The sequence below is a fragment of the Aestuariivirga sp. genome (assembly GCF_044238155.1).
GTDB lineage: Bacteria > Pseudomonadota > Alphaproteobacteria > Rhizobiales > Aestuariivirgaceae > Aestuariivirga.
In genome coordinates, this window is record NZ_JBIIDX010000004.1 from 21,825 (window position 1) to 44,657 (window position 22,833).

24 protein-coding genes are annotated in these 22,833 nt (G+C 63.2%); 11 read left to right on the forward strand and 13 right to left on the reverse strand.

Going from position 1 to position 22,833, the window contains the following annotated elements:
* Window positions 1–88: 88 nt before the first annotated feature.
* On the reverse strand, window positions 89–1,375 hold the full coding sequence (locus ACILRN_RS00935; protein ID WP_395684716.1) for an aminopeptidase P family protein: 1,287 nt from the start codon (window positions 1,373–1,375) through the stop codon (window positions 89–91).
* Window positions 1,376–1,462: 87 nt separating this feature from the next.
* Between ACILRN_RS00935 and gcvA the strand changes: the two genes are divergently transcribed.
* From gcvA to ACILRN_RS00950, 3 genes are read left to right on the forward strand one after another with little or no spacing between them, the layout of a single operon-like run.
* Window positions 1,463–2,374: a transcriptional regulator GcvA gene (gcvA, locus tag ACILRN_RS00940; protein ID WP_395684717.1), complete on the forward strand. Its 912-nt coding sequence runs from the start codon at window positions 1,463–1,465 to the stop codon at window positions 2,372–2,374.
* Between the two features lie 54 nt (window positions 2,375–2,428).
* Window positions 2,429–3,436 carry a GTP 3',8-cyclase MoaA gene (gene moaA / locus ACILRN_RS00945; RefSeq protein WP_395684718.1) on the forward strand — a complete coding sequence of 336 codons (1,008 nt, stop codon included), beginning with the start codon at window positions 2,429–2,431 and terminating at the stop codon, window positions 3,434–3,436.
* 18 nt (window positions 3,437–3,454) lie between these two features.
* Window positions 3,455–4,363, forward strand: coding sequence for a DMT family transporter (locus tag ACILRN_RS00950; RefSeq protein WP_395684719.1), 909 nt, complete (start codon window positions 3,455–3,457; stop codon window positions 4,361–4,363).
* Here ACILRN_RS00950 and ACILRN_RS00955 read toward each other — a convergent pair.
* Window positions 4,332–5,093, reverse strand: a complete 762-nt coding sequence (locus ACILRN_RS00955; protein ID WP_395684720.1) for a sulfite exporter TauE/SafE family protein — start codon at window positions 5,091–5,093, stop codon at window positions 4,332–4,334. The two genes, ACILRN_RS00950 and ACILRN_RS00955, sit on opposite strands and share 32 nt — an antisense overlap.
* Before the next feature lie 82 nt (window positions 5,094–5,175).
* Here ACILRN_RS00955 and ACILRN_RS00960 point away from each other — a divergent pair, with 82 nt between their 5' ends.
* Window positions 5,176–6,213: a type III polyketide synthase gene (locus ACILRN_RS00960; protein ID WP_395684721.1), complete on the forward strand. Its 1,038-nt coding sequence runs from the start codon at window positions 5,176–5,178 to the stop codon at window positions 6,211–6,213.
* Between the two features lie 8 nt (window positions 6,214–6,221).
* On the forward strand, window positions 6,222–6,755 hold the full coding sequence (locus tag ACILRN_RS00965) for an isoprenylcysteine carboxyl methyltransferase family protein (RefSeq protein ID WP_395684722.1): 534 nt from the start codon (window positions 6,222–6,224) through the stop codon (window positions 6,753–6,755).
* On the opposite strand, the gene ACILRN_RS00970 is transcribed toward ACILRN_RS00965, so the two are convergent.
* The 3 genes from ACILRN_RS00970 to ACILRN_RS00980 are packed head-to-tail and all read right to left on the reverse strand — an operon-like array spanning window position 6,725 to window position 10,259.
* Window positions 6,725–7,213, reverse strand: a complete 489-nt coding sequence (locus tag ACILRN_RS00970) for a copper chaperone PCu(A)C (RefSeq protein ID WP_395684723.1) — start codon at window positions 7,211–7,213, stop codon at window positions 6,725–6,727. The two genes, ACILRN_RS00965 and ACILRN_RS00970, sit on opposite strands and share 31 nt — an antisense overlap.
* A 20-nt stretch (window positions 7,214–7,233) precedes the next feature.
* Window positions 7,234–8,835: an amidohydrolase gene (locus ACILRN_RS00975; protein ID WP_395684724.1), complete on the reverse strand. Its 1,602-nt coding sequence runs from the start codon at window positions 8,833–8,835 to the stop codon at window positions 7,234–7,236.
* A complete protein-coding gene (locus ACILRN_RS00980; RefSeq protein WP_395684725.1) occupies window positions 8,832–10,259 on the reverse strand; it encodes a PLP-dependent aminotransferase family protein in 1,428 nt (475 codons plus the stop codon). Before ACILRN_RS00980 ends, ACILRN_RS00975 begins: the two co-directional genes overlap by 4 nt.
* A gap of 73 nt (window positions 10,260–10,332) precedes the next feature.
* Between ACILRN_RS00980 and ACILRN_RS00985 the strand changes: the two genes are divergently transcribed.
* Window positions 10,333–10,977: a pyridoxamine 5'-phosphate oxidase family protein gene (locus tag ACILRN_RS00985; protein ID WP_395684726.1), complete on the forward strand. Its 645-nt coding sequence runs from the start codon at window positions 10,333–10,335 to the stop codon at window positions 10,975–10,977.
* Between the two features lie 39 nt (window positions 10,978–11,016).
* Here ACILRN_RS00985 and ACILRN_RS00990 read toward each other — a convergent pair whose 3' ends face one another.
* The 4 genes from ACILRN_RS00990 to ACILRN_RS01005 are packed head-to-tail and all read right to left on the reverse strand — an operon-like array spanning window position 11,017 to window position 14,577.
* Window positions 11,017–11,427, reverse strand: a complete 411-nt coding sequence (locus tag ACILRN_RS00990) for an ion channel (RefSeq protein WP_395684727.1) — start codon at window positions 11,425–11,427, stop codon at window positions 11,017–11,019.
* A complete protein-coding gene (locus tag ACILRN_RS00995; protein ID WP_395684728.1) occupies window positions 11,424–11,783 on the reverse strand; it encodes a nuclear transport factor 2 family protein in 360 nt (119 codons plus the stop codon). Before ACILRN_RS00995 ends, ACILRN_RS00990 begins: the two co-directional genes overlap by 4 nt.
* Window positions 11,780–13,174 carry a M20/M25/M40 family metallo-hydrolase gene (locus tag ACILRN_RS01000; protein WP_395684729.1) on the reverse strand — a complete coding sequence of 465 codons (1,395 nt, stop codon included), beginning with the start codon at window positions 13,172–13,174 and terminating at the stop codon, window positions 11,780–11,782. The genes ACILRN_RS00995 and ACILRN_RS01000 overlap by 4 nt, the downstream gene beginning before the upstream one ends.
* 11 nt (window positions 13,175–13,185) lie before the next feature.
* Window positions 13,186–14,577 carry a M20/M25/M40 family metallo-hydrolase gene (locus ACILRN_RS01005; RefSeq protein ID WP_395684730.1) on the reverse strand — a complete coding sequence of 464 codons (1,392 nt, stop codon included), beginning with the start codon at window positions 14,575–14,577 and terminating at the stop codon, window positions 13,186–13,188.
* A 77-nt stretch (window positions 14,578–14,654) separates the two neighbouring features.
* On the opposite strand from ACILRN_RS01005, the gene ACILRN_RS01010 reads away from it, so the two are divergent.
* Window positions 14,655–16,202: an SLC13 family permease gene (locus ACILRN_RS01010; protein WP_395684731.1), complete on the forward strand. Its 1,548-nt coding sequence runs from the start codon at window positions 14,655–14,657 to the stop codon at window positions 16,200–16,202.
* Between the two features lie 12 nt (window positions 16,203–16,214).
* On the forward strand, window positions 16,215–17,222 hold the full coding sequence (locus ACILRN_RS01015; RefSeq protein ID WP_395684732.1) for a universal stress protein: 1,008 nt from the start codon (window positions 16,215–16,217) through the stop codon (window positions 17,220–17,222).
* A gap of 13 nt (window positions 17,223–17,235) precedes the next feature.
* Here ACILRN_RS01015 and ACILRN_RS01020 read toward each other — a convergent pair whose 3' ends face one another.
* From ACILRN_RS01020 to cobT, 3 genes are all read right to left on the reverse strand, one after another.
* On the reverse strand, window positions 17,236–17,880 hold the full coding sequence (locus ACILRN_RS01020; RefSeq protein ID WP_395684733.1) for a hypothetical protein: 645 nt from the start codon (window positions 17,878–17,880) through the stop codon (window positions 17,236–17,238).
* Window positions 17,881–18,082: 202 nt separating this feature from the next.
* Entirely contained in the window at window positions 18,083–19,210 is a 1,128-nt protein-coding gene (locus ACILRN_RS01025; protein WP_395684734.1) for an Mrp/NBP35 family ATP-binding protein, read from the reverse strand.
* A gap of 68 nt (window positions 19,211–19,278) precedes the next feature.
* Entirely contained in the window at window positions 19,279–20,304 is a 1,026-nt protein-coding gene (gene cobT / locus ACILRN_RS01030; protein WP_395684735.1) for a nicotinate-nucleotide--dimethylbenzimidazole phosphoribosyltransferase, read from the reverse strand.
* 63 nt (window positions 20,305–20,367) lie between these two features.
* On the opposite strand from cobT, the gene cobS reads away from it, so the two are divergent.
* Genes cobS through ACILRN_RS01045 form a run of 3 tightly spaced genes read left to right on the forward strand, consistent with a single transcriptional unit; the run spans window position 20,368 to window position 22,051 of the window.
* Window positions 20,368–21,186 (forward strand): adenosylcobinamide-GDP ribazoletransferase, encoded by an 819-nt coding sequence (gene cobS / locus ACILRN_RS01035; RefSeq protein WP_395684736.1) that lies wholly within the window; start codon window positions 20,368–20,370, stop codon window positions 21,184–21,186.
* Window positions 21,187–21,223: 37 nt separating this feature from the next.
* Window positions 21,224–21,667, forward strand: a complete 444-nt coding sequence (locus ACILRN_RS01040) for a TIGR02281 family clan AA aspartic protease (RefSeq protein ID WP_395684737.1) — start codon at window positions 21,224–21,226, stop codon at window positions 21,665–21,667.
* A gap of 57 nt (window positions 21,668–21,724) precedes the next feature.
* A complete protein-coding gene (locus tag ACILRN_RS01045) occupies window positions 21,725–22,051 on the forward strand; it encodes a DUF1289 domain-containing protein (RefSeq protein WP_395684738.1) in 327 nt (108 codons plus the stop codon).
* A gap of 2 nt (window positions 22,052–22,053) precedes the next feature.
* Here the strand turns inward: ACILRN_RS01045 and dusA are convergent.
* Window positions 22,054–22,833: tRNA dihydrouridine(20/20a) synthase DusA (gene dusA / locus ACILRN_RS01050; protein WP_395684739.1), on the reverse strand; the 780-nt coding region annotated here is incomplete at its 5' end.

A 22,833-nucleotide genomic window follows, 5' to 3' on the forward strand; every position in this document is an offset into this window, starting at 1 on the left:
AATATCATAGGCCGCGCACCAGAGGATGCAAGCCCCCCGCGCGCGGCCGATGCGGTCACGACCCGGCGGCCCGCGCCGGGGCCGCGCCTCAGCGCTTCTTGGCCGCCTTCCGGGCCGGAGTCCTTTTCCTCGCAGAGGCCTTGCGCGACCCACCGCCCGCCTTGACGATCAGGTGCTCAGGTCCATAGGGGAAACCGGTGATATTGCGGTTGCCCTTTTCGGTGATCACCAGAATGTCGTGCTCGCGATAGCCTCCAGCCCCCTTCTGGCCTTCCGGGATCATGATCATCGGCTCCATCGAGACAACCATGCCCGGCTCCAGCACCGTGTCACAATCCTCCCGAAGCTCGAGGCCGCCTTCACGGCCGTAGTAGTGGCACAGGACGCCGAAGGAATGGCCATATCCGAAGGTGCGGTATTTCAGGAGGTCGTGCTTGGCATAAATATCGTTCAAGGCCTTGGCAACGTCCGAACACCTGTTGCCCGGAACCAGCAGCTTCTTGCCTTCGTCATGAACGTGGCAGTTGATCTCCCAGAGACGGATGTGCTCCTTCGAGGCGGTCTCGGCAAAGAGGGTGCGCTCGAGGGCGACATAGTAGCCTGCAACCATCGGAAAGCAGTTGAGGCTCAAGATATCACCACGCCTGATCTTGCGCGAGGTGACCGGATTGTGTGCGCCATCGGTGTTGACGCCCGACTGGAACCAGGTCCAGGTATCGAGCAGTTCGCCATCGGGCCATACCCTGGCGATCTCGCGCACCATGGCCTGCGTCGAGTGCAGCGCCACCTCGTGCTCGGGCACACCAACCGCAACGGCCTCCACGACGGCGGCGCCACCGATGTCGGCGATGCGGGTCATCTTGGTGATGTGCTTGATCTCCTCAGCACTCTTGATCATCCGCAGGCGCATGGATGGCGCGGCGGCATCAACGAATTCCACTCCCGGAAAGGCATCCGCGAGCTGGGCGCGGAAATCGAGATTGACATGGTCGAACTCGATGCCGACACGCTTGGCGCCCTTGAGCAGGCCGCGCAGGGCGACGAAGTAATTTTCCTTGGACCAGTCCGTATAGGTGACGTTGTCACCAAAGGTGCGGCGCGCCGGCTGGCCGCCATCGATGGCAGCCGTCACCGAGGTTGCCTTGCTGTGGGTGATCACCAGACCATACTTGCGACCGAAGTAGCAGTAGAGGAAGTCCGAGAGATAGTTGATGTTGTGGTAACTGGTGAAGACACAGGCATCAACCTTCGCCTTCGACATCCAGCCACGGATGGCATCCTGGCGGCGCTTCATCTCGGCGGGGGAAAAGGTGGGCTTGGGCTTCTTGCCATTGTTGCGGTAGTCGACAAGTGCAGGGCGTTCCAGGCGGGCCATTGACGTTTTCTCCATGATGGAATGGACACGGGCTGATACCTCCTCCGGACAGGGGCTTGTGTCAAAGGACGTTCCCTCAGATACTGCATGAGAAATTCTCATGGAGCGTTGCCGGTGACCCGCCTGCCCTCTCTCAATGCCCTGCGCTGCTTCGAGGCGGCGGCGCGTTCGGGAAGTTTCTCGCGTGCGGCGGAGGAACTGAACGTGACCCAATCAGCGGTCAGCCACCAGGTGCGCCAGCTCGAGGAATGGTTCGGTGTCAGCCTGTTTGACAGGCTTGGCCGCCAGACCATGCCGACCGCCAAGGCCCAGGACCTGGCGCGGTCACTGGCCGAGGCCTTTGATATCATGGCGGCAGCCTGCCGCCGGCTGCAGCAGTCGGAATCGGCCCCGGCGCTGACCATCGCGGCCTTGCCGTCCTTCGCCACCATCTGGCTGATCCCGCGGCTCTCGCAGTTCTTCGAGGACCACAGGGATGTTTCCGTGAAGGTGGTCTACGCATTTGCCGGACAGAAGCTGGATTTCGACGAAATCGACATTGGCGTTCTGTGGGGAGCGGGTGAATGGGAGGGTTGCCGCAGCACTCGGTTGCTGCCAGGCAGCACGGTGCCGATCTGCAATCCCATCTATCTCGAAAAGGAAGGTCCCTTCGACCTGCCGCAGGCCATTCTCGGTAAACCACTGCTCCACGACACCGACCGGCTCGACTGGCAGAACTGGATGCGCCATGCCGGGCTGAGACATGCCGGCCCTTCGCCGGGTCCGATCTTTCAGGACTTCAACCTGCTGCGCGCTGCCGCCCTCGCCAGCCAGGGCATTGCGCTCTGCCCCAGAAGCCTGATCGCCGACGATCTGGCCAGCGGGCGGCTGGTACAGCTCTTCGACATCGCCATCAAGCAGGACTATGCCTATTGCATCGTCGAGCCGGGAAACGGCCGCCGCTCGGAGGCACTCGAAACCTTCAAGGATTGGCTGCTGGCCACGGCAAAGGCAAAATAGCCGCGTCCAAGCGCGTGGTTGACCTTTCCGATATCTATGGTCAGATATAACGCCATGAGACCAGACTCCTCGCTGATTGACCCCTTCGGCCGGCATGTGACCTATCTGCGCGTGTCGGTGACCGACCGATGCGATTTCCGCTGCGTCTATTGCATGGCCGAGGACATGACCTTCCTGCCCAAGCAGGAGCTGCTGTCGCTGGAGGAGCTGGACAGGGTATGCTCGGCCTTCGTGGCGCGAGGGGTACGCAAGATCAGGCTCACCGGTGGCGAGCCTCTCGTGCGCAAGGGCATCATGAGCCTTGTCGAGAGCCTTGGCCGCCACCTGAAGACCGGCGCGCTTGAGGAACTGACGCTCACCACCAATGGCTCGCAGCTGGCCCGGCATGCCGCCCGGCTCGCCGAGCTGGGCGTGCGCCGTATCAACGTCTCGATGGACAGTCTCGACGAGACCAGATTTCGTCAGATCACGAGGTGGGGCGAGCTCTCCAAGGTGCTGGAGGGCATCCGCGCCGCACGATCCGCCGGCCTCTCACTGAAGATCAACGCAGTGGCGCTCAAGGGCGTCAATGATGCTGAGATTCCGGAGATGATCCGCTGGGCGCATGGCCAGGGCATGGACCTGACGCTGATCGAGACCATGCCATTGGGCGACATCGACGGCGACCGGACAGACCAGTATCTTCCGCTGTCGGTTTTGCGCGCCAGCCTGATGGACCGTTTCACCCTCGAGGACATTCCCTACAAGACCGGGGGTCCCGCCCGCTATGTCCGCGTGAAGGAAACCGGCGGACGGCTGGGCTTCATCACGCCCATGACCCATAATTTCTGCGAAAGCTGCAACCGCGTACGGCTCACCTGCACCGGCACGCTCTTCATGTGCCTCGGCCAGGATGACGCGGCGGACCTGCGAACACCGCTGCGCGCCTCGGAAGCTGACGGGCTGCTGCACGCGGCCATCGACGAGGCGATTTCGCGCAAGCCCAAGGGGCACGATTTCGTCATTGACCGGCGGCACAACAAGCCGGCCGTGGCCCGCCACATGAGCGTCACGGGCGGCTGATCCGCCCGGATCCCGATCATGAGGCTGCTGCCGCAGAATGCCGCCCTCCGCGCCGGCCTCCTCATGGTGCTCGCCATGGGATCGTTCGTCTGCAACGACACGCTCGTGAAGCTTGTCGGTCAGAGCTTGCCTGTGGGCGAGCTGATCTTCATCCGGGGCAGCATCTCCGTCCTGCTGATTGGCGCGATCTGCCTCTGGCAGGGCTTGCTGCCGGAACTGCCGCGCATCCGGCAGAAAAGCATCCTGCTGCGCAGCAGCTGCGATGTGATTGCCACCATCTCCTTCGTGACGGCGCTCATGCACATGCAGATTGCCAATCTCACATCGGTCATGCAGGCCGTGCCACTCGCTGTTGCCCTGCTCTCGGCGGTATTTCTTGGCGAGGAGGCAGGTTGGCGCCGCATGGCGGCAATCATCGGCGGCTTCATCGGGGTCCTGATGATCGTCAAGCCATCGGTCACCAGCTTCAACGTCTATGAGGTTCTGACGCTGCTCATCGTGGTGTTCGTGGCGGTGCGCGACCTGCTGACCAAGACCATTCCGGCCCGCATTCCGATCTTCGTCGTGGCTCTTGCCAATGCCTGTTTCGTGACGCTTGGTGGCGGGGCGCTGGCTGTGGTGCAGGGCGTTCAGCTGCCCGAGGCCTGGCAGATTGGCATGCTGGCACTCGCCGCGTGCTTCCTGTCATCCGGCTATCTGCTGATGGTGGCAACCCTGAGGGCGGGCGAGCTGACTGCGACCGCGCCCTTTCGCTATTCGGTGATGGTGTTCTCGATTCTCTCCGGCATCCTTGTATTCGGCGAGGTCCCGGACAGGGTGGCGATCCTCGGCATGGCGATGATCGTGGTGTGCGGGCTCTACGCCGCACGGCGCGAGGCGATGCGGGCACGGATGCTCAGTGATAGCGCCAGAAAGCCAGCGCCGTGAGGCAGACGGCCCAGACCAGGATGCCGCGCCGCACATAGACGTGCGGCACCCGCATGGCGATTCGCGCGGTGAAATAGCCGCCAATCATCGCACCTGACATCATGATCAGCGAGGGCAGCCACCGGATAACGCCCGCCTTGGCAAAGATTGCGATCGACAGCACAGTCATCAGCGTGATCGTCACATTGCGAATGGCATTTGCCTGATGGATCGTCATGTGGGAGAAAATCGAATAGATCGCAAACATCACGATCCCCATGCCGAGGCCAAAATAGCCGCCATAGACGAAGACGGCGAATTCGAGCACAAATGACAGCCACAGCCAGCGGCTGCCGTCAAAGGCGAAGTCGCGCTCCAGTTTCAGCTTGATCCATGGCCCCAGCGCAAAGGACAGGGTTGCAAATGCAAGCAGCCACGGGATCACCCGCTCGAAGGCCGCCTGGCCCGTGCTGATCAGGATGTAGGACCCCAGCACCCCGCCCACCGCCGCCAGCAAGAGCCTGAAACCCAGATGCTTCCGTACTGAGCGCAACTGGCCGCGATAGACGAAGCTGCCCACCACATTGGCAGGCAGAACCGCTACGAAATTGGACGCGTTGGCCTCGATCTCCGACATCCCCGCCGCCAGTAACAGCGGGAAGGTCATGAAGCCTGCGCCTCCAGCCATCACGTTGATGAAGCCCGCCAGCAGGCCGCCGCCGAACAGCAGAAAGATTTCAGTAATGTCCAAGGCGGATCTCGCGTAAACTCAACTCTTATGAGGCGTTCGCGTCAGGGCCGCAAGCGGCTCGACAGTACAGGAGAGATGCAGAATGGCGGGATTATTGAGCCTCGCGACCGCAGTACCGCCGTTCGAACTGCGGACTGAGGAGGTCATCCGCGAGGCTCGCGCGATCTTTGGTGGCCGACACCAGGATTTCGACCGGCTGGTGCCGGTGTTTGGCAACTCTGGCATCGCGCGGCGTTTCTCGGTCAAGCCATATGACTGGTTCCACCAGCTGCAGGGCTGGCCCGAACGCAGCGCCGCCTTTCTCGAGAGCGCTTGTGCCCTTTTCGACGAGGTATCGTCCGCGGCGCTCGACCAGGCAGGGTTGCAGCCTGCCGACATCGACAGCATCGTCATGGTGTCATCAACGGGAATTGCCACCCCTTCGATCGAAGCCCGCATGCTGAGCGGCATGGGCTTTCGTCCGGATGTGCAACGAGTGCCAGTCTTCGGGCTGGGCTGCGCAGGTGGCGCATCGGGTCTGTCGCTTGCAGCACGGCTCGCACAGGCAACACCGGGCTCACATGTGCTCCTCGTGGTGATTGAGCTCTGCACGCTTGCTTTCCGGCCTGACGAAATGTCGAAATCCAATGTGATCGCAACGGCGCTGTTCGGCGATGGCGCGGCAGCTGCCGTTCTCTCCACCTCCGGCCAGCCGATGGCTGTCATCGAACACGCAGGCGAGCACACCTGGCCAGAGACCACCGACATCATGGGCTGGCGGATGGATGCCGAGGGCTTTGGCGCCATTTTCTCACGGTCCATTCCGGAACTTGCCACCACCGACCTGCGCCCGGCCGCAGATCAGTTCCTGGCGCGCCACGGCCTTGCGCTGGCCGATGTGGCCAGTTTCTGCTTCCATCCGGGCGGCGCAAAGGTCATCATCGCGCTGGAGCAAGCCTTCAACCTCTCAGCCGGGCAGTTACAGAGCGAGCGCTCGGTACTGAGGGATTTTGGCAACATGTCCGCACCTACAGTCCTGTTCGTTCTGGCCCGCGAACTGCAGGCTGCAAGCGCCGGACGGCGCTTCCTGTCTGCGCTCGGGCCGGGCTTCACCGCCAGTTTCATCACCATGCTGCACTGAGGTTCACCATGTGGCTCAACATCACGATCCTGGCCTTGGTCACACTGCAGAGGCTGGCCGAACTCCACATCGCGCGCCGCAACACCCGCAAGCTTCTCGAGAAGGGTGGCGTCGAACTCGGATCAAATCATTACCCTGTCATCGTGGCGCTGCACACCATCTGGCTTGCCGGCCTCTGGTATCTGGTGATCACCAGAGCGCCCGAGGTCGCGATGGGTTGGATCATCGCCTATCTCGTGCTGGAGGCGGGTCGCGGCTGGGTCATCGCCGCACTGGGCAGCCGCTGGACAACCCGCATCATCGTGGTGCCCGGCGAGACGCTGGTCAGCGAAGGGCCCTACAAATACATCCGCCACCCCAATTATCTGGTTGTGGCAGGCGAGATCTTCATTCTGCCCATCGCTTTCGGGCTGTGGTGGTATGCCGTGTTTTTCGGCGTGCTGAATCTGGGAGTGCTGTGGTGGCGCATCCGGGCGGAGGATGAGGCCCTCAAGCCGCTGCGCGAGGAAGCTCAGCCGCCGGAGCCCTCGCCCGAGGAGTGATCATGGCTGCCTGCCGCCACATCACCCACCGGCACCTGAACGCTGACTGAGCCCGCCTTCTCGAAGGTCAGTGTCAGCTCGATCATTTCACCCTTCACCAGCGGGCGGGCAAGGCCCATCAGCATGATGTGGTAGCCGCCCGGCTTCATCTGCAGCGTGCCGTGCGCGGGAAGCGCAAGCGGCCCGGCAGGCGCCATCTTCATCACGCCGTCCTCCATCTCGGTCTTGTGGATCTCTGCCGCCTTCGCCGCCGCGCTTGCAACGCCGGTGAGCAGGTCATCCTCGCCATGGTTCATCAGGCTGACGTAAGCCGCAGCCGAAGTTGCAGCAGGCGTGGCGGAAGCGCGCGCAAAGGCCTCCATGACCATGATTGCGGAGGCCTGTGCGGGCATCGCGACAAGCAGGGCCGGAATGCAAGACAGGATGAAGACGAACCGTGCATATGGCGAAAGAGGCATGAAACCATTCCCTGGATCGGTCATGAGGGGCGTTCGAGCGCGCGGTCGGCCGCGGTGGCCGGAATCCACCACTCCCGGCCGCGTGCGGTTTCAACATACTCAGGCCAGGGGAAATCAACGGGCGGCTCATAGTCGCACCACGGGTGGGGATCGGACGCCTCGGCCTTGCGGCGCCGGAACTCCTCTGCAGCCCGGGCCAGGGCATCAGGGTTCGTCATCAGCTCGAGTATGGCCCCCGACACGGTCCTGGCCGCCGTCTTGACCGTGGGATCGATGGTGGCGGGAATGCCACCCAGCGCATTCAGTGCCCACTCGGGATAGGCAAAGCCCGGTGGCGCCTTCAGCACCGCGCGACCCACATAGAAGCGTGCCGTGGGCGCATGCCAGGTCATGTCGGTGTAGTCATCGGATGTATAATGCGTCTGCCAGGACGGCAGGTCCCTGCGCAAGCGGCGTTCTGCCTCCTGCGGCGTCACCAGCTCGCTCAATTCATCGGCAAAGGGACTGTCCATCGGCTCCAGACCCAGCTCTGCCTGCAGCGCCCGAGCGACACTCACCGCCTCGGCGCCAAAACTCGGCGGCCCTGCATGCTCGAGGTTACGGTACACCAGCTCCGCCATTGCATGATTGGCAAGTCCGGGCTTCGACTTCGAAATCCAGTGCCGTTGCACCGTGCAATGCGCGGCTGCTGCTGCCGCCTCGGCATTGCGGTCGAGCACGGCGTAGATGTTCTTCAGCATCGCCACGTCAGGCGCACGCGCTGCAAACATGATCTGCGCCATCTGCGCCGCGAGATTGTCAGCCGTGGCCTGCCCGCTGGCAAGTATGGTTTCGTTCAGCGTCCAGGTTCCACTGTGCGCCAGCATGTGATCACGCATCATCTTGGACAGCGTGTACATGGCCACCACCGCGTCATTGGCGCCCGGCGCCCTGGCGGCCGTGTGCGCTGCAGGGATGGGGGCTCCTGTGGCGCCGCTCGCGGCGCCCTGCAGCCAGGTCTGGGGCTCTTCACACAGGAATTCATAGATTGCAGCATAGTAGGGGCCGCAATGCGTGTCCCAGCGTACCGTGTTGCACAAGGGAAGCATGTAGAAGGGATGGAAGGAGATGATCGCATCCAGCCCTTCATAATAGCCTTTGGCGGCATGGATGGGTTTGGAGCCACGAACCTTCTCTGCAGGTTCGCCCATGAAGCGAATGGTGCCGGTGATGCCGTGGCGCTGCATGGCGGCCTTGGCGGCAAGTGCTCCGGCGAGCGCACCCATGCCGAGTGCTGAATGCGGGTCTGTATGTCCGCCCGCGAAGCGCGACAGGCCGGCGCGTGGCTGCCGCCAGGGCACAGCGGCCTGGCAGTTTCCCGGCACCGCATCATATTCGGCGTAGGCCATGACGGCGGGCCCCGATCCGTTCGACCAACTGGCGGCAAAAGCGGTAGGCATGCCGCCCGAGCCGTCCTCGACGGTGAAGCCCTCGGCGCGCAGCCTTGCAACATACCAGGCCGCAGAGCGGTATTCCCGCCAGGCCGTTTCGGCCAGATGCCAGATGTGGGAATTCCACGCCGACCAGTGCGGGCGGTTTTCTTCCACCCAGGCAAAGGCTGTGGCGCGGGCAGCGTCAATCATGACAGGACCTCGATCAGTTTCGTTGCGGCAGCCTGCAGTTGGGCTTCATCATAGCCTGCAAAGCTCAACAGCAAGCCTTGCTGGCGAGCCCCGCCGGCATAATGGCTGGACAGTGACTGCACCTCAATCCCCGCCCGTGCAAGCCGAGCCACGGCCTGCCCGTCCCTCAGCGGCCGCGGCAGGCGCAACAGCAACATCAATCCTGCAGGCGAGGCTTGGATCTCATAGAGGCGGCCGTCACCCGGCCTCAGCGCCTCAATCAGGGTCCGCCGCCGGGACGCATAGATTCGGCGCATGCGGCGGATGTGAATGGCGAAGGCTCCGGAGTCCATCAACTCGGCCAATGCGGGCTGGGCCATCAGCGATGGCGGCGCGCCGTGAGACAGCCGGTCGGCCCGGAAACCGGTCACCAGGGCCTTCGGCACCACGCAATATCCCAGTCGCAGGATCGGCGAAAAGACCTTGGAGAAACTCCCCGTGTAGATGACGCTGGCGCGTGACGCGAGGCTCATCAGCGCTGGCAGGGGCTTGCCAACGTAGCGATACTCGCTGTCGTAATCATCCTCGATGATGGTCGCGCGTGCCTGCGCCGCCCACTCCAGCAACTCAAGACGCCGGGCGAGCGGCATGGTGACGCCGGTGGGATATTGCCGGGCGGGCGTCACGAATGCAGCACGCGCACGAGCCGACCGCTCGACACCCTGCGCCACGACAAGACCCTCCGAATCCACCGGCACGGGCACCACCTTGGCGCCAGCCTGCGAAAAAATGCGCCGCGCCGTTGGGTAGCCAGGCTCTTCGAACCAGATGGCATCGCCCGCACGCAGGCTGGTCCGGCAGATGAGATCGAAGGCATCGAGGCTGCCCGCCGTGATGATCACCTGCTCTGCCTCGCAACTGATCGCACGCCACTCAAAGAGGTGCCGGGCGATGGATTGCCTCAACGGCAGCCAGCCAAAAGGGTCATTATGCTCGAGCAGCGCCAGCGGTGGATTTCGCCACAAACGGCCCAGAAGCCTGCCCCACTCATCATGCGGAAAGCCTGCCCAATCAACGAGCCCTGAGCGAAATGCGCGCGCCGGCTCGCGCGTCACGGCAGCAGTCTCGCGCATTCTTGCCGGTGCGCGCGAGGCAGTGGCGAGCAAGGCTTCCGGCAGTTCGGCCGCCACTCGGGTGCCTGAGCCGAGGCGGGTTTCGAGATAGCCTTCACTCACAAGCTGCTCATAGGCCTCGACCACGGTTGCGCGGGCCACCTGCAACTCTTCCGACAAAACCCGCGTCGAGGGCAACCTGGCACGGGGCAAAAGCCGGCCCGACAGAACGAGAGCGCGGATCTGCTTTGCGATCTGCTGCTGAATTGGCAGCCGGTCTTCGCGATCAACACCGATCTCGCTGGTCGATATTCCTGAAAGTGGTCTGCTCATCCGTGTCTGATCTGGATCTTTCAACCAGACCATAACTCAGGCATCACAGCCTCACAATCGGAGGATTTCAGGCATGGACGCCCCAACCGAACGAACCCGCGTGAAGCGCATGAACAAGCGTGGCAAGTATGACGCTGACACCGTGCATGGCATCCTCGACGCCACGCCGATCTGCAATGTCGGCTACGTCTTCGACGGCGCACCCTATGTGACGCCCACACTGCAGTGGCGGGAGGGTGATCATCTTTTCTGGCATGGCTCTTCGGCCAGCCGCATGCTCGAGGCCTGCGAGAACGCGGAGGTCTGCGTCACGGTCTCGATCATCGACGGCTTCGTGATGGCCCGCTCGGCCTATAATCATAGCTGCAACTACCGCTCGGTGATGGTGTTCGGAACCGCCAGGAAGCTGACGGACCCGGCCGAAAAGGAGGCGCGCCTCAAGGCCTTCACCGATGGCCTCTGGCCCGGCCGCTGGGACATGCTGCGCAAGATGACGGCCCAGGAACTCAAGGCCACGACGGTGCTGGCCCTGGCGCTCGATGAGGCCTCGGCCAAGGTGCGCACCGGCCCTCCGGGCGATGACGAGGCTGACTATGCCCTGCCGATCTGGGCCGGCGTCATACCGGTCAGGCAGCAGATCCTTGCGCCGGTCGATGATCCTCGGCTGCTCCCCGGTGTCACGCCACCGAGGCACATCACGGATTTCAGCTTTGGTTAAAGCAAGAACCGGCCTGATTGAATCGCGACGTCTCTTGCTCTAGCCGGTGCGCCGGACCAGCTCCACCATATAGGCGGTTGACCAGCCAAAGCTCAGAAAGCCGTTTGCGGCGGTGATGCCCGAGAGCAACCGCCAGTCATCGCCGAGAATAATGTCACCAAACCCTGCCGTGGTGAAGGAAACGGTGGTGAAGTAGAGCGCGGGCTCGAGTCCGCTGATTGCGCCAACCAGCAAGAACGTCAGGGCCCAGACCCACACCTGGATGGTGATGACCAGCATCACGAACAGCACGGAGACGACAATCGCCGCAGTATTGGCGAAGCGGCGAAAGCGGCGGCGCAACCACAGTATCAACGGCTCCAGCCGATTGCTGAAGGCACTGAACATCTCGGCCTGGATCGCCACATTGACCACGATCAGCAACGAACCGAGCGCCAGATGGGCAATCATGCGTCCTCGACCTCAACCCTCGTGATCAAGCCTTGTGCATCGAACTGTACTGTCTCGGTACCACTGCGACTGACCAGCGTCCCCGATGACCGGGCAGTGGCCTCAAGCCGCCAGATGGACCGCGCCGAACGAGGGCCCAGCGGCACGATGCTGTCATCCACGGCGCACTGGTCGGGATGTTCGGCAAAATAGGCGCTGAAAGCAGCGATGATGGCATCCCGCCCGTCGATGCGGCCATTGACACCAGGCGAGACGTAGATGGCGTCCGGCGCAAACATCCGTCTCACCACTTCGGCGTCATAGTCGTTCAGTGCGGCATGATAGCGCCGCACTGCTGCAACGGGATCGGGCGTCATGCCCCGAACTCACCCATGATGCGCACCCAGCTGCGAATGCCACGCCGGAAACTCTCGACATCGTATTTTTCATTGGGGCTGTGGATGGCGTCGTCATTCTGGCCGAAACCCACCAGAATGCTGTCCATGCCCAGAATGTCCTTGAAGGAGCGGCAGATCGGGATCGAGCCGCCAGACCCCATGAGCACCGCCTCGCGCCGGAATTCGTCCTTCAGCGCCTTCGCCGACTTGGCGATGATCGGGTTGTCCTCGGCAATCTCGGTCGCCGGGCTGCCGCCGCCACGTCCCGAGAACGTCACCTTGCAGTCCTTCGGGATGAGGCCCTTCACAAAACGCTGAAACGCCTTGAGCACCTTCTCCGGTTTCTGCCGGCCCACCAGCCGGAAGGTGAACTTGGCATGCGCCTGGGAGGGCAGCACCGTCTTGGTGCCTGCACCCGTATAGCCGCCCCACACGCCGTTAACCTCTGCCGTTGGCCGGGCCCAGACCTGCTCGAGCACGCTCCGGCCCTTCTCGCCCGCCGGCAGCTTCAATCCAACCTCCCGAAGGAAGCGTGCCTCCGAGAAATCGAGCGACTGCCACTGTTTCCTGGTGGCTTTTGGCAGTTCGGCAACGCCGTCATAGAAACCGGGGATGGTCACCCTGCCCGTCTTGTCATGCAGAGCTGCAATCACTTTGCTCAGTACACGGATCGGGCTCATGGCTGGACCGCCGTAAACACCCGAATGCAGGTCAATCCGCGGGCCGGTGATGGTGACCTCCTCGTGCACAAGCCCGCGCAGCCTCGTGGTGATGGCGGGCGTGCGGCGGTCCCACATGTTGGTGTCGCAGACAAAAGCCGCGTCGCATGAGAGCTCTTTGGCATGCGCCTTGAGGAAGGGCACCAGCGAGGGCGAACCCGACTCCTCCTCGCCCTCGATCAGGAAAGTGGCTTTCACCGGAAGTGATCCTGTTGCCTTGATCCAGGCGCGCGCGGCCTCGACGAATGTCATGAACTGGCCTTTGTCGTCGGCCGTGCCGCGGCCATACATGCGCGCCACGCCTTTCTCCGTCTTCACAACGGGCTCGAAGGGCGGCGTCGCCCACAGTTCCAGCGGGTCTGCGGGCTGCACGTCGTAATGGCCATAGAACAGAAAGTGCGGTGTGCCGGGCCTGGCTTGCTTTGGAGTATAATGCGCCACCACCATGGGCCGTCCCTTGGTCTTGCGCGCCTCCGCCTTGAAGCCCAGTTGCTTCAGGTCTGCGACGATCGCCTTTGCCGCAGTCTCACAATCGGCAGCGTGCGCTGGATCGGTGGAGACGGAAGGAATTCGCACCAGACGGAACAGTCGCTCCAGGCTGTTGTCAAAGTCGGCCGCAGCGGCAGCCAGCACGGCATTCAGGTCAGTCATGTCGATCTCTCTCAGGATAATTCAGCGATGATGCGTGTCCAGGCGCGGGTGCCACGCCGCAGGCTTTCAAGGTCATATTTTTCGTTGGGTGAATGTTCGGCATCGTCAGGCTGGGCGAAGCCTACCAGCAGGCTGTCGATTCCCAGATGCGTCTTGAAGGACTCAACCACGGGGATCGAGTAGCCCGCGCCGGCCAGCACCGGAGCGCGGCCAAACTCATCCTCGAGCGCCCGGCTTGCCGCACGCACCCACGGCGTATCCTCCGCGACCACGAAGCCTGCTGAATCACCCCCCGCATCCGTGAAGCGCGCCGTGCAGTCCACTGGCAGGCGGGCGCGCACGAAGTTGCGGAAAGCACGCCGGATCTTCTTCGGATCCTGGCCCTCGACGAGCCGGAAGGTAAGCTTTGCCGTTGCTTCGGAGGGCAGCACTGTTTTGCTGCCCGGCCCCCGGTAGCCGCCAAAAATACCATTCACTTCTGCCGTAGGCCGCGCCCAGATCTGCTCGAGCACGGAATAACCCTTCTCGCCCGCCGGAACCGAGAGACCCACTTCTGCAAGAAATGCCTTTTCCGGAAAGGCGAGCCCGCGCCAGGCACGCCGTACCGCTGGCGGGATCGGTCTCACGCCCTCATAGAAGCCAGGAATGGTGATCCGCCCGCGGCCGTCATGAATTGCCGCAAGGATGCGGCTCAGCACCTTGATCGGGTTTTGCGCCGGCCCGCCAAAATAGCCCGAATGCAGGTCGATGCGCGGCCCCCTCACCGTCACCTCCTCGCCGATGCAGCCACGCAGACGAGTGTTGATGGCCGGCGTGGTCCGGTTCCACATGCCGGTGTCGCAGATGAAGGCAACGTCCGCGGCAAACTCCCGGGCGTGCCGCTTCAGGAAACGGTCCAGATGGGTGGCATCGCCCTCCTCGTCGCCCTCGATCATCACGGTGAGCTGGAACGGCAGCGATCCATGCAGCTTGAGCCAGCAGCGGCTGGCTTCCAGAAAGGTCATCAATTGGCCCTTGTCGTCAGAAGCGCCACGGGCGAATATGGACTGCCTGCCGCTCTTGCCCTTCCGGATCTGTGGCGCAAACGGGGCGGAGGTCCACAGGTCAAGCGGGTCGGCGGGCTGAACATCATAATGTCCATAGAACAGAACATGCGGACACCGCGTCCGGCCAGGCGGGCGGTAGCGGCCCACCACCAGGGGCTGGCCGCTCGTCTCGCGCAAACCGGCCTTGAGCCCCATCTGCGACAAGCTCCCCGCCAGCCACAGGGCGGCCTTGCGGCAATCTCCATGATGGGCGGGGTCCGTGCCGATGCTGGGGAAACGCAGCAACTCCGTCACGCGTGCAAGGCTGTCGGGAAAGCAACGATCGACTTCGGCAAGGGCGGCTGTGAGATCCGTCAAATTGGCACCAGGCTCAGTGGACATGCAAATCAAACTGACAATGTCACGGCGGCCACCTGCGCGGCAAGGGCCGAGGCATGAACGAGACCGCCTCATTTCAACTTGCCCGCGATAGCCTGCAGGCCCATGAGCCGTCAGCCGGGCTGCGGCGCATCCGCCGCCAGGGCTATCAGCGCTTCCTCGCCTTCATGGGTGAAATCAACCTTGCCCTGCTCTGGCGCCGGCGCTGGTTCTTCATCACCATGATCGTGGGTTTTGCGCTGATGGCCGCCCCCACCCCCGCAGGCCTCAGCCACGAGGGCAAGATCGTACTGGTCATGTCGCTGATGGCGACCATGCTGTTCATCACCGAGGCCATTCCGCTGCCCACCGTGCCGCTGCTCATCATCATTGGTCAGGTCGTCCTGTTGCGAGTCGATCCAACTCGCGTGGCTCAGAGCCTGATGACGGATTCGGTGCTGTTCATCATGGGCTCGCTGATGCTGGCGGTGGCCATCGTGCGCCAGCGCCTCGACAAGCGCATCGCCTGGTGGATCGTGCGCATGACCGGCACCAATATTTATGCCATCAGCTTCGGCATCACGATGGTGTGTGGCGTGATCGCCGCCTTCATCGGCGAACACACGGTAGCGGCGATGATGCTGCCGGTGGGTGTCACGCTGATCACGCTGACGTCGAATGATCCGCGCAAGGTGCGCAACGTTGCGGCGGTGCTGCTGTTCTCGATTGCCTATGGCTGTTCCATCGCCGGGGTCGCAACGCCCTCAGGCGGTGCGCGCAACGCCATCATCATCAGCTACTGGAGAGACTTCTTCTACAATCCAGCTGATCCGGAAACCCGCCGCTTCCTGATGGATTACATCACGTGGATGATCTACGCCTTCCCGATGTTCCTTTTGCGGCTGCCTCTGGTAACGCTGTTCCTCGTTATGACCTTCAAGCCGGAGTTCACGGATATGTCGCGCGCCGTGGCGCGGCTGCGCACCCAGGTCTCGCTGCAGGGGCCGATGCGCGCCAACGAGTGGCTGACCATCATCATATTCTCGCTCACCATCATCGGCTGGGTGACCCTGTCGGGCACGCTGGGCCTCGGGGTTGTGGCGCTTTCAGGCGCGGCGGCCTTCCTTGTGCTGGGTCTCGTGCGTTGGGAAGACATCAACTCGGGCGTCAACTGGGGCGTGGTGCTGCTCTATGCAGCTGCCATTTCGCTGGGCGTGGAGATGAAGATCACGGGCGCTGCGCAATGGGTGGCCGAAAGCGTCTTCCTGGCAATGCGCGAGATCGGCGCCAGCAACACCTTCGGCTTCAACACCGTGATCTCACTGCTCACCATTGCAGTGTCCAACACGATGACGGCGGGCGCAGCCGTCGCGGTGCTGGCCCCCATCGTTCTCAAGACGGCAGTGACCGCCGGCCAGGACCCGATCAGCGCAGGCTTCATCACGGCGATCTCCTCCGCCTTCGGCTATCTCACGCCTGCCGCGCAACCGGCCTTTACCATCATTTACGCCTCGGGCTTTCTCAAGGGCACCGACTTCTTCCGCATCGGCGTGCGGATGATGGCCCTGTCCTTCACCGTGCTGATCGTCATTTCGGTGCTGTACTGGCCCCTCCTTCATCCTTAAGCTTCGAGCCTCATGGTGTTCAGTCGATCCACCCTCTCCGACCGGCAGGAAGCCGCTGTCCAGAAAACGCTGCAAAATCTGCGTGCGCAGCGGCGCAGCCGATTCCGGCTCCTCGCCTGCATCGATGGCAGCGAGGAGGCACTCGTGACCGTGCGCTTTGCTGCCCGGTTCGCGGCACAGGAATCCTGCGATCTGATCGTGCTGTTTGTTCGGCCCATCGATTCCGGGTTGCAGTCCGGCGGGCTTCAGGTGCGGCTGGCCCGCGAGAACATGCTTGAGGCAGGCATTGACCTGCCGGGCGTCAGGCATCTGAAGCGCGCCCTGGAAATTCTGAAAGACGAGGGCATCGATGTATCGGGCTGGCCCAAGGAGGCCCAACGCAGTGAAGCCTGGGGGGATCCTGCGGGCGACAACAAGCTCGAGTTCCGCAGCCCGTTGGGCCGCGTGGTGGTTTTGAAGCTCAAGACCGCGCCGGATGTCGCCAACGGTATTCTCGATCAGTACGAGCTAGGCCCCTACAATCTCATCATCATGGGTGAGCCCTCGCGCTGGTCGAACGAGGTGATGGCATTCTTCCGCCCTGGCGTCGTCCAGACGGTGACCACCATGGCGCCCTGTTCGGTTCTCGTGGCGCGTGACAGCCTCTCAAAACAGGGCTTCTTGATCTGCACCGATGGCTCTTCCCGGTCCATGCAGGCGGTGCGGCGCGCGGCCGTGCTGGCCAGTGTGGCGGGCGAACCGATCACGCTGCTCTCGGTCGCCGACAGCGAAGCCGGGCAGCCTGCAGCCGAAGAAGCCGTGGCTAACGCCCGTGCACTGCTCAGGGCTATGAAGATCGAAGTTGCCGAAACGCGCGTGGCGGTCGGCAGGCCCGCCGAGGAAATCGTCGAGATCGGCTCGCTCTACAGGGTCATTGTGGTAACCGATGAAGGCGGCACGCGTCTGCAGCGCCTGATCAGGGGGTCAACAGCCACCGAAGTGGTGCGCAAGGCGCGCACCAGCGTGCTTGACGTCAGGTGAGTGGCGGCTGCCCTCAGGCCCTTTCTTGTTCCATGGCGTCGAGATACTCATCGAGATGCTCAAGGTTCTCGAAACGCATCCAGCCATCTTCGGTCTCCGCCTCGACCGTCCCGTCAGACAGAATGCGCGCGGGTCGATGCCGGATGATGCGTTCGTCGATGACATAGAGCTGGCCGGAGACTACGGCCTCCTCATCAAGGGGAGGCGCCCCACTTGCAGCGGCAGCGGCGCGCGAGGAGACCGGCTCGCCGTCGCCGGACGGAGCCTTGCCCTTGAAGACTTGCTCGATACTGGTGCGGGCAACGTCCAGCGCCCCAATCATGTCGCGAGTGGACTGCGACATCTCGCCATCGCTCACCACGTCGGGCTGCGCACTTGTTTCCGGCGCCGCTGGCTTGGTGTTGCGGGGGTCGAATTCTGGAATTTCCGTTGCAGCGGAAGCCGGGGCGAGCGACACCTGGGCCTGGCTCCTGGCAAGTTTATCATGGCCATCGATGACTGTGCCCATTCCAATGGCCAGCATACCGCCAACCAAACAGATGATGGCCGTTTCGAGCGTTACGCCATTCACCGGAACGGTGGGAAACAGAACAATGACGCCCATGGCCAAGCCCGCGGCAGCAAACAGGATGCCCGCGATCCACATGAACTTGGCCATCACACCCTCCCTGTACGGCTCCGCCGTCTACCCCTGATTGTTGATTCGCAGCGCGCCGGAGACTTATACTTATGAGCGGTTAATCATAACAATTGGTAAGTTCCACGCACAGCGGACCCCCAAGCACTTCGCCGCAAATCACAAAAAATCTCTTTAAGTCTCTGTTTTATTGCGTATTTTCATTGAAACTTGACTCAACTTTTTAGCTTGCTGCGACTGGCGGCTGGCCGTCGACCACAATTCGCGGGGCAGGCCTTGCCAGGCCACCCCCCTCGAGAGCCGCCCAAACCTGGCGGGCAACATCCCGGTAGATGGCGCTGTGCAGGCTGTCCGGCATGCTTGCCACTATGGGCTCGCCCGCGTCCGAGCGCAGGCGGAGTTCCTTGTCGAGCGGCACCTCGCCCAGGAACGGCACCCCGATGCGGTCGGCCTCTGTTCTGGCGCCACCATGCCCAAAGATCTCGTGACGTTCGCCGCAGGCAGCGCAGACGAAATAGCTCATGTTCTCGATGATGCCGATCACTGGCACATTGACCTTTCTGAACATGTTCAGCCCCTTGCGGGCATCGATCAACGCCAGATCCTGTGGAGTGGACACGATGACGGCGCCGGACAGTGGTGTCTGCTGGGCAAGCGTGAGTTGCACGTCACCTGTCCCAGGCGGCATGTCGATGACCATGACGTCGGCGGGGCTCCACTCCGTCTCGCGCAGCAGCTGGGTCAAGGCCGACATCACCATCGGCCCGCGCCAGATCATCGGCGTATCCTCGGGAACGAGAAAACCGATCGACATCACATCGAGGCCGTGGCGGCGCATCGGTTTCATCTTCTTGCCCGCCGCATCGGAGGCTTCGGGCTTGCCGCTGAGGCCGACAAGCTTCGGCACCGAGGGGCCATAGACGTCGGCATCAAGCACCGCGACGCGCAGTCCCAGCGATTGTAGTCCGAGCGCCAGATTGACGGCTGTGGTGGACTTGCCAACACCACCCTTGCCAGATGCCACGGCAATCAGGTGCTTGATGCCGGGAATCGCTCCGCCACGTTGAGCGGTGGCCGGGGTCGCCTGACCCGATGGTGCAGGGCGCTCGGCGGTGAGCGCAACCATCGCCTTACTGACACCGGGAATGCCGAGCACGGCCTTTTCCACCGCTGCACGCAACATTTCCATGGCCGGCATGTGCTGCTGCGATGCAGTGAGAGCAAACATCACGGTTCCGCCCTGAATGGCAATATCCGAGACGAGGCCGGCCGACACCACATTTCCCCGCCCATCCGGTGCCGCAATGCGTTTCAACACTGCCAGAACATCTTCCGCCGCAACCGTCGTCATGACTATGGAATCCCTTTGATCACGGATATTTAGGTGCAGGCACTGACACCTTCAAGCCAGCTCTTCGTTCAACCGGTCTTATTGGCAACGCCGGCGGACTCAAACGTGGCCATGCCGGTATGGAGCTCTGCCGCGGCCTTGACGATGCCCGCTGCCATGGCCGCACCCGAGCCCTCGCCCAGGCGCATGCCGAGATCGACAAGGGGCCGCAGGCCCAGCTTCTCAAGAAGGCGGCGGTGAGCCGGTTCGGCCGAAAGATGGCCCGCCACGCAATGTGCAAGCGCATCCGGGCGCAGCGCCCAGAGCACGGCGGCCGCCGCACCCGCCACATAGCCGTCAATGATCACCGGAATGCGCTGCAGTCGGGCTGCAAGTATGGCGCCTGCCATGGCGGCCAGTTCCCGGCCGCCAAGCCGGCGCATCACTTCGAGCGGATCTGCAAGATGGGCCTGGTGCAGATCGACGGCACGGCGCACGGCGTCGGCCTTGCGCTTCAGTCCAGCGCCGTCAACGCCAGTACCGGGGCCAACCCACTCTTCCGCCTCCCCCCCGAACAACGCCAGCGCAAGAGCCGCCGCCACGGTGGTGTTGCCGATCCCCATCTCGCCGATGCAAAGAATGTCACAGCCCTCCGTTGCCTCCATTCCGTAGGCCATGGTCGCGGCGCACTCGGCCTCCTCGAGTGCCGCCTCGCGGGTGATGTCGCCGGTCGGCTTCTCGAGCGCCAGTTCGAAAACCTTGAGGCCCAGTCCGAAGCTCTTGCAGATCTGGTTGATCGCCGCTCCATCAGTCTGGAAGTTGGCCACCATCTGACGCGTGACCTCCTGGGGATAGGCGGTAACACCCTGGCTGACCACGCCATGATTTCCGGCGAACACCGCGACGACGATGCGCCCGGCCCTGGGCGGATGGCATCCCTGCCAGGCGCAAAGCCACTCGGACAGCTCTTCCAGCCGGCCCAGCGCACCCGGCGGCTTAGTCAGCTGCGCCTCGCGCGCCCGGCAGGCGGCAATTGCGTCAGCATCGGCCGGGGGCAGCTCGTTCAGCAAGTTGCGGATATCATCGAAGGGCAAGCCCGATGCGGCATTTGTCATTTGCTGAGAAGGCTCCTATTTTCGCAATCCATTCACCATACGGACAAGGGTCTAGCACACATCATGAGCGACGCGTTTGGGCCTCACAGCGCACATCGGGGGCGTTTCCGGCCATTTGCAGCGTTCCTCGTGGCGCTGCGCTTTCTGACTCGCCTGCCTGCGCCGTTCATCCGCACGGTTGACCCGCCGCGCCTCAAGGATTCGATGGCCATGTTCCCCGTGGTGGGACTCATCACCGGCAGCCTTGTGGCCGGCGCGCTCATCCTTGCACATGAGCTGCGCCTGCCAGAGCTGTTCTGCGGTTTTCTCGCCATCGGCTTTGGCCTCATGCTGACAGGCGCCTTTCACGAGGACGGGCTAGCCGACCTGGCCGATGGCTTCGGAGGCGGCGCCACCCGGGAAGACCGGCTGCGCATCATGAAAGATAGTCACATCGGCGCCTACGGAACTCTGGCACTGGTGGTGGCCATTCCTGCACGTGCCGTGCTGCTGGCGGAGCTGCTCAGCCTGCCAGCACTCACTGTCCTCGTTCTCATGGCGGGCGCGGCCGCCTTTTCGCGGGCACTCATGGTGGATCTGCTGTCCTCGACACGGCCTGCACGCAGCGATGGACTGGCCGTCCTGGCCGGCCAGCCAAGCCGCCAGACCGGCCTGCTGGCCATCGCCATCGGCGGATTGGCAGCCGGGCTCGGCGCCTGGTTCGCGCTGTCCTGGGAGGCCGCGGTGGTGGCATTGATCGCCGCGCTGCTGGCGGTCGCCACCGTCCGGTGGCTCGCGATGCGCAAGATTGGCGGCCAGACAGGGGATGTCTGCGGGGCGGCTCAGGTACTGGCGGAAACCGCAATGCTTGCCGTCTTTGCCGCAGCCCTTTCCTTTACGTGACCAACAGGGCATACTGCAACCTCAAAAAGAGGTTTCAATGTTCGCTTCGCGTATCCTGATGATTGTCGCTGTGCTGGCCTCCTGGTTTCCAGACACCAGCCCCGCCACCGCCGGCATGACCGAACTCAAGGCCGTACAGGGTGGTCACTTCGTTGCCATCGCCGACATCAACGGCACGCCGGTGCGTGTCATGGTCGATACCGGCGCCACAACCGTGGCGCTCAGCTACGAGGACGCGGAAGCCGCGGGCCTGAAGCCAGCGCGGCTTGACTTCAATGCCCCTGTTGCCACCGCCAATGGCACGGTCGGAGCAGCGCGCGTCACCATCCGGCGTGTCGAGATTGACGGCGTCCGCGTCAATGACGTGCCCGCCATGGTGCTTCCCCAGGGAGCCATGCGCGGCTCGTTGCTGGGCATGAGCTTCCTGTCGAGGCTTCGCAGCTTCTCGGTCGAGGATGGGGTGCTCCGCCTGCGCGACTAGAACGAGACGGATTGAGATGGACTGACGCTCAAGCATCCCTTCCGGCAGGGGGGTACGTTGGCCAGGGTTCAGTGCACGCTGGACGTTTTCCGGCAGTTGAGCGGCGCTTCCCGGCGCGGCGGCGTGCAGCGGATCGCTATGCTTCCTTCCATGAACGCGATGAACCAGACCCCGATCGAGACGCCCTGCGTCAAGATATGCGTCGTCGACCCCGAAACGGGGTTCTGCATTGGCTGCGGCCGCACGCGGAGCGAAATCGGCGGCTGGCTTGGCATGACCGCAGAGACGCGGAGGCTGGTGATGGCTGAACTGCCGGAGCGTGTCGCCACTCTCACCCGACGGAAGACACGGCGCGGCGGCCGTGCCGGGCGGCTCGGGCAATAGGTTCACTCGGCTGCAAGCGGCGCCGGCGTGTCCCGGGCAGCGACCTCCGCTGCCGCCTGCTCGAGAACCTCGATGCCCGCGCCCGGTCTTACGCCCTCTTCCGAAAGTATCCGCCGCCACAGCCTTCCGCCGGCGACGCCATGGAAAAGGCCCAGCATGTGGCGGGTCATGGCGTGGAGCGGCACGCCATGTGCGAGTTCGGCCGCGATCAGGGGCTTGCAGCTTTCGACCACGGCCAGGCGGCTGCGCCTTTGCGGCGGCGATCCGAAGAAGCGGCTGTCGACCTCCTGCAAGATCCATGGCGTCTGATAGGCTGCACGGCCAATCATCACGCCATCGACATGGTCGATATGTGCCTGAGCCTCCGCCAGCGTTGCAATGCCGCCATTGATGATCACCCTGAGATCAGGGTGGCGCTGCTTCATTCGGTATACGCGGCCGTAATTGAGCGGCGGGATTTCGCGGTTCTCGCGTGGCGACAGGCCGCTGAGCCAGGCCTTGCGGGCATGAACGATGAAGGTCGTGACACCTGACTGGCGCACGGTTTCGACGAAGTGGGTGAAATCTTCCTCCTCGTCCTGTGCATCAATGCCGATGCGGCACTTGACCGTCACCGGCAGCTTGACAGCCGCACGCATCGCGCCGAGGCAATCGCGCACAAGCGCCGGTTCGGCCATCAGGCAGGCGCCGAAGCGGCCGGTCTGCACCCGGTCGGACGGACAGCCGACGTTGAGATTGATCTCGCAGTAGCCAAATTCCTCACCCCATTTGGCGGCTTCCGC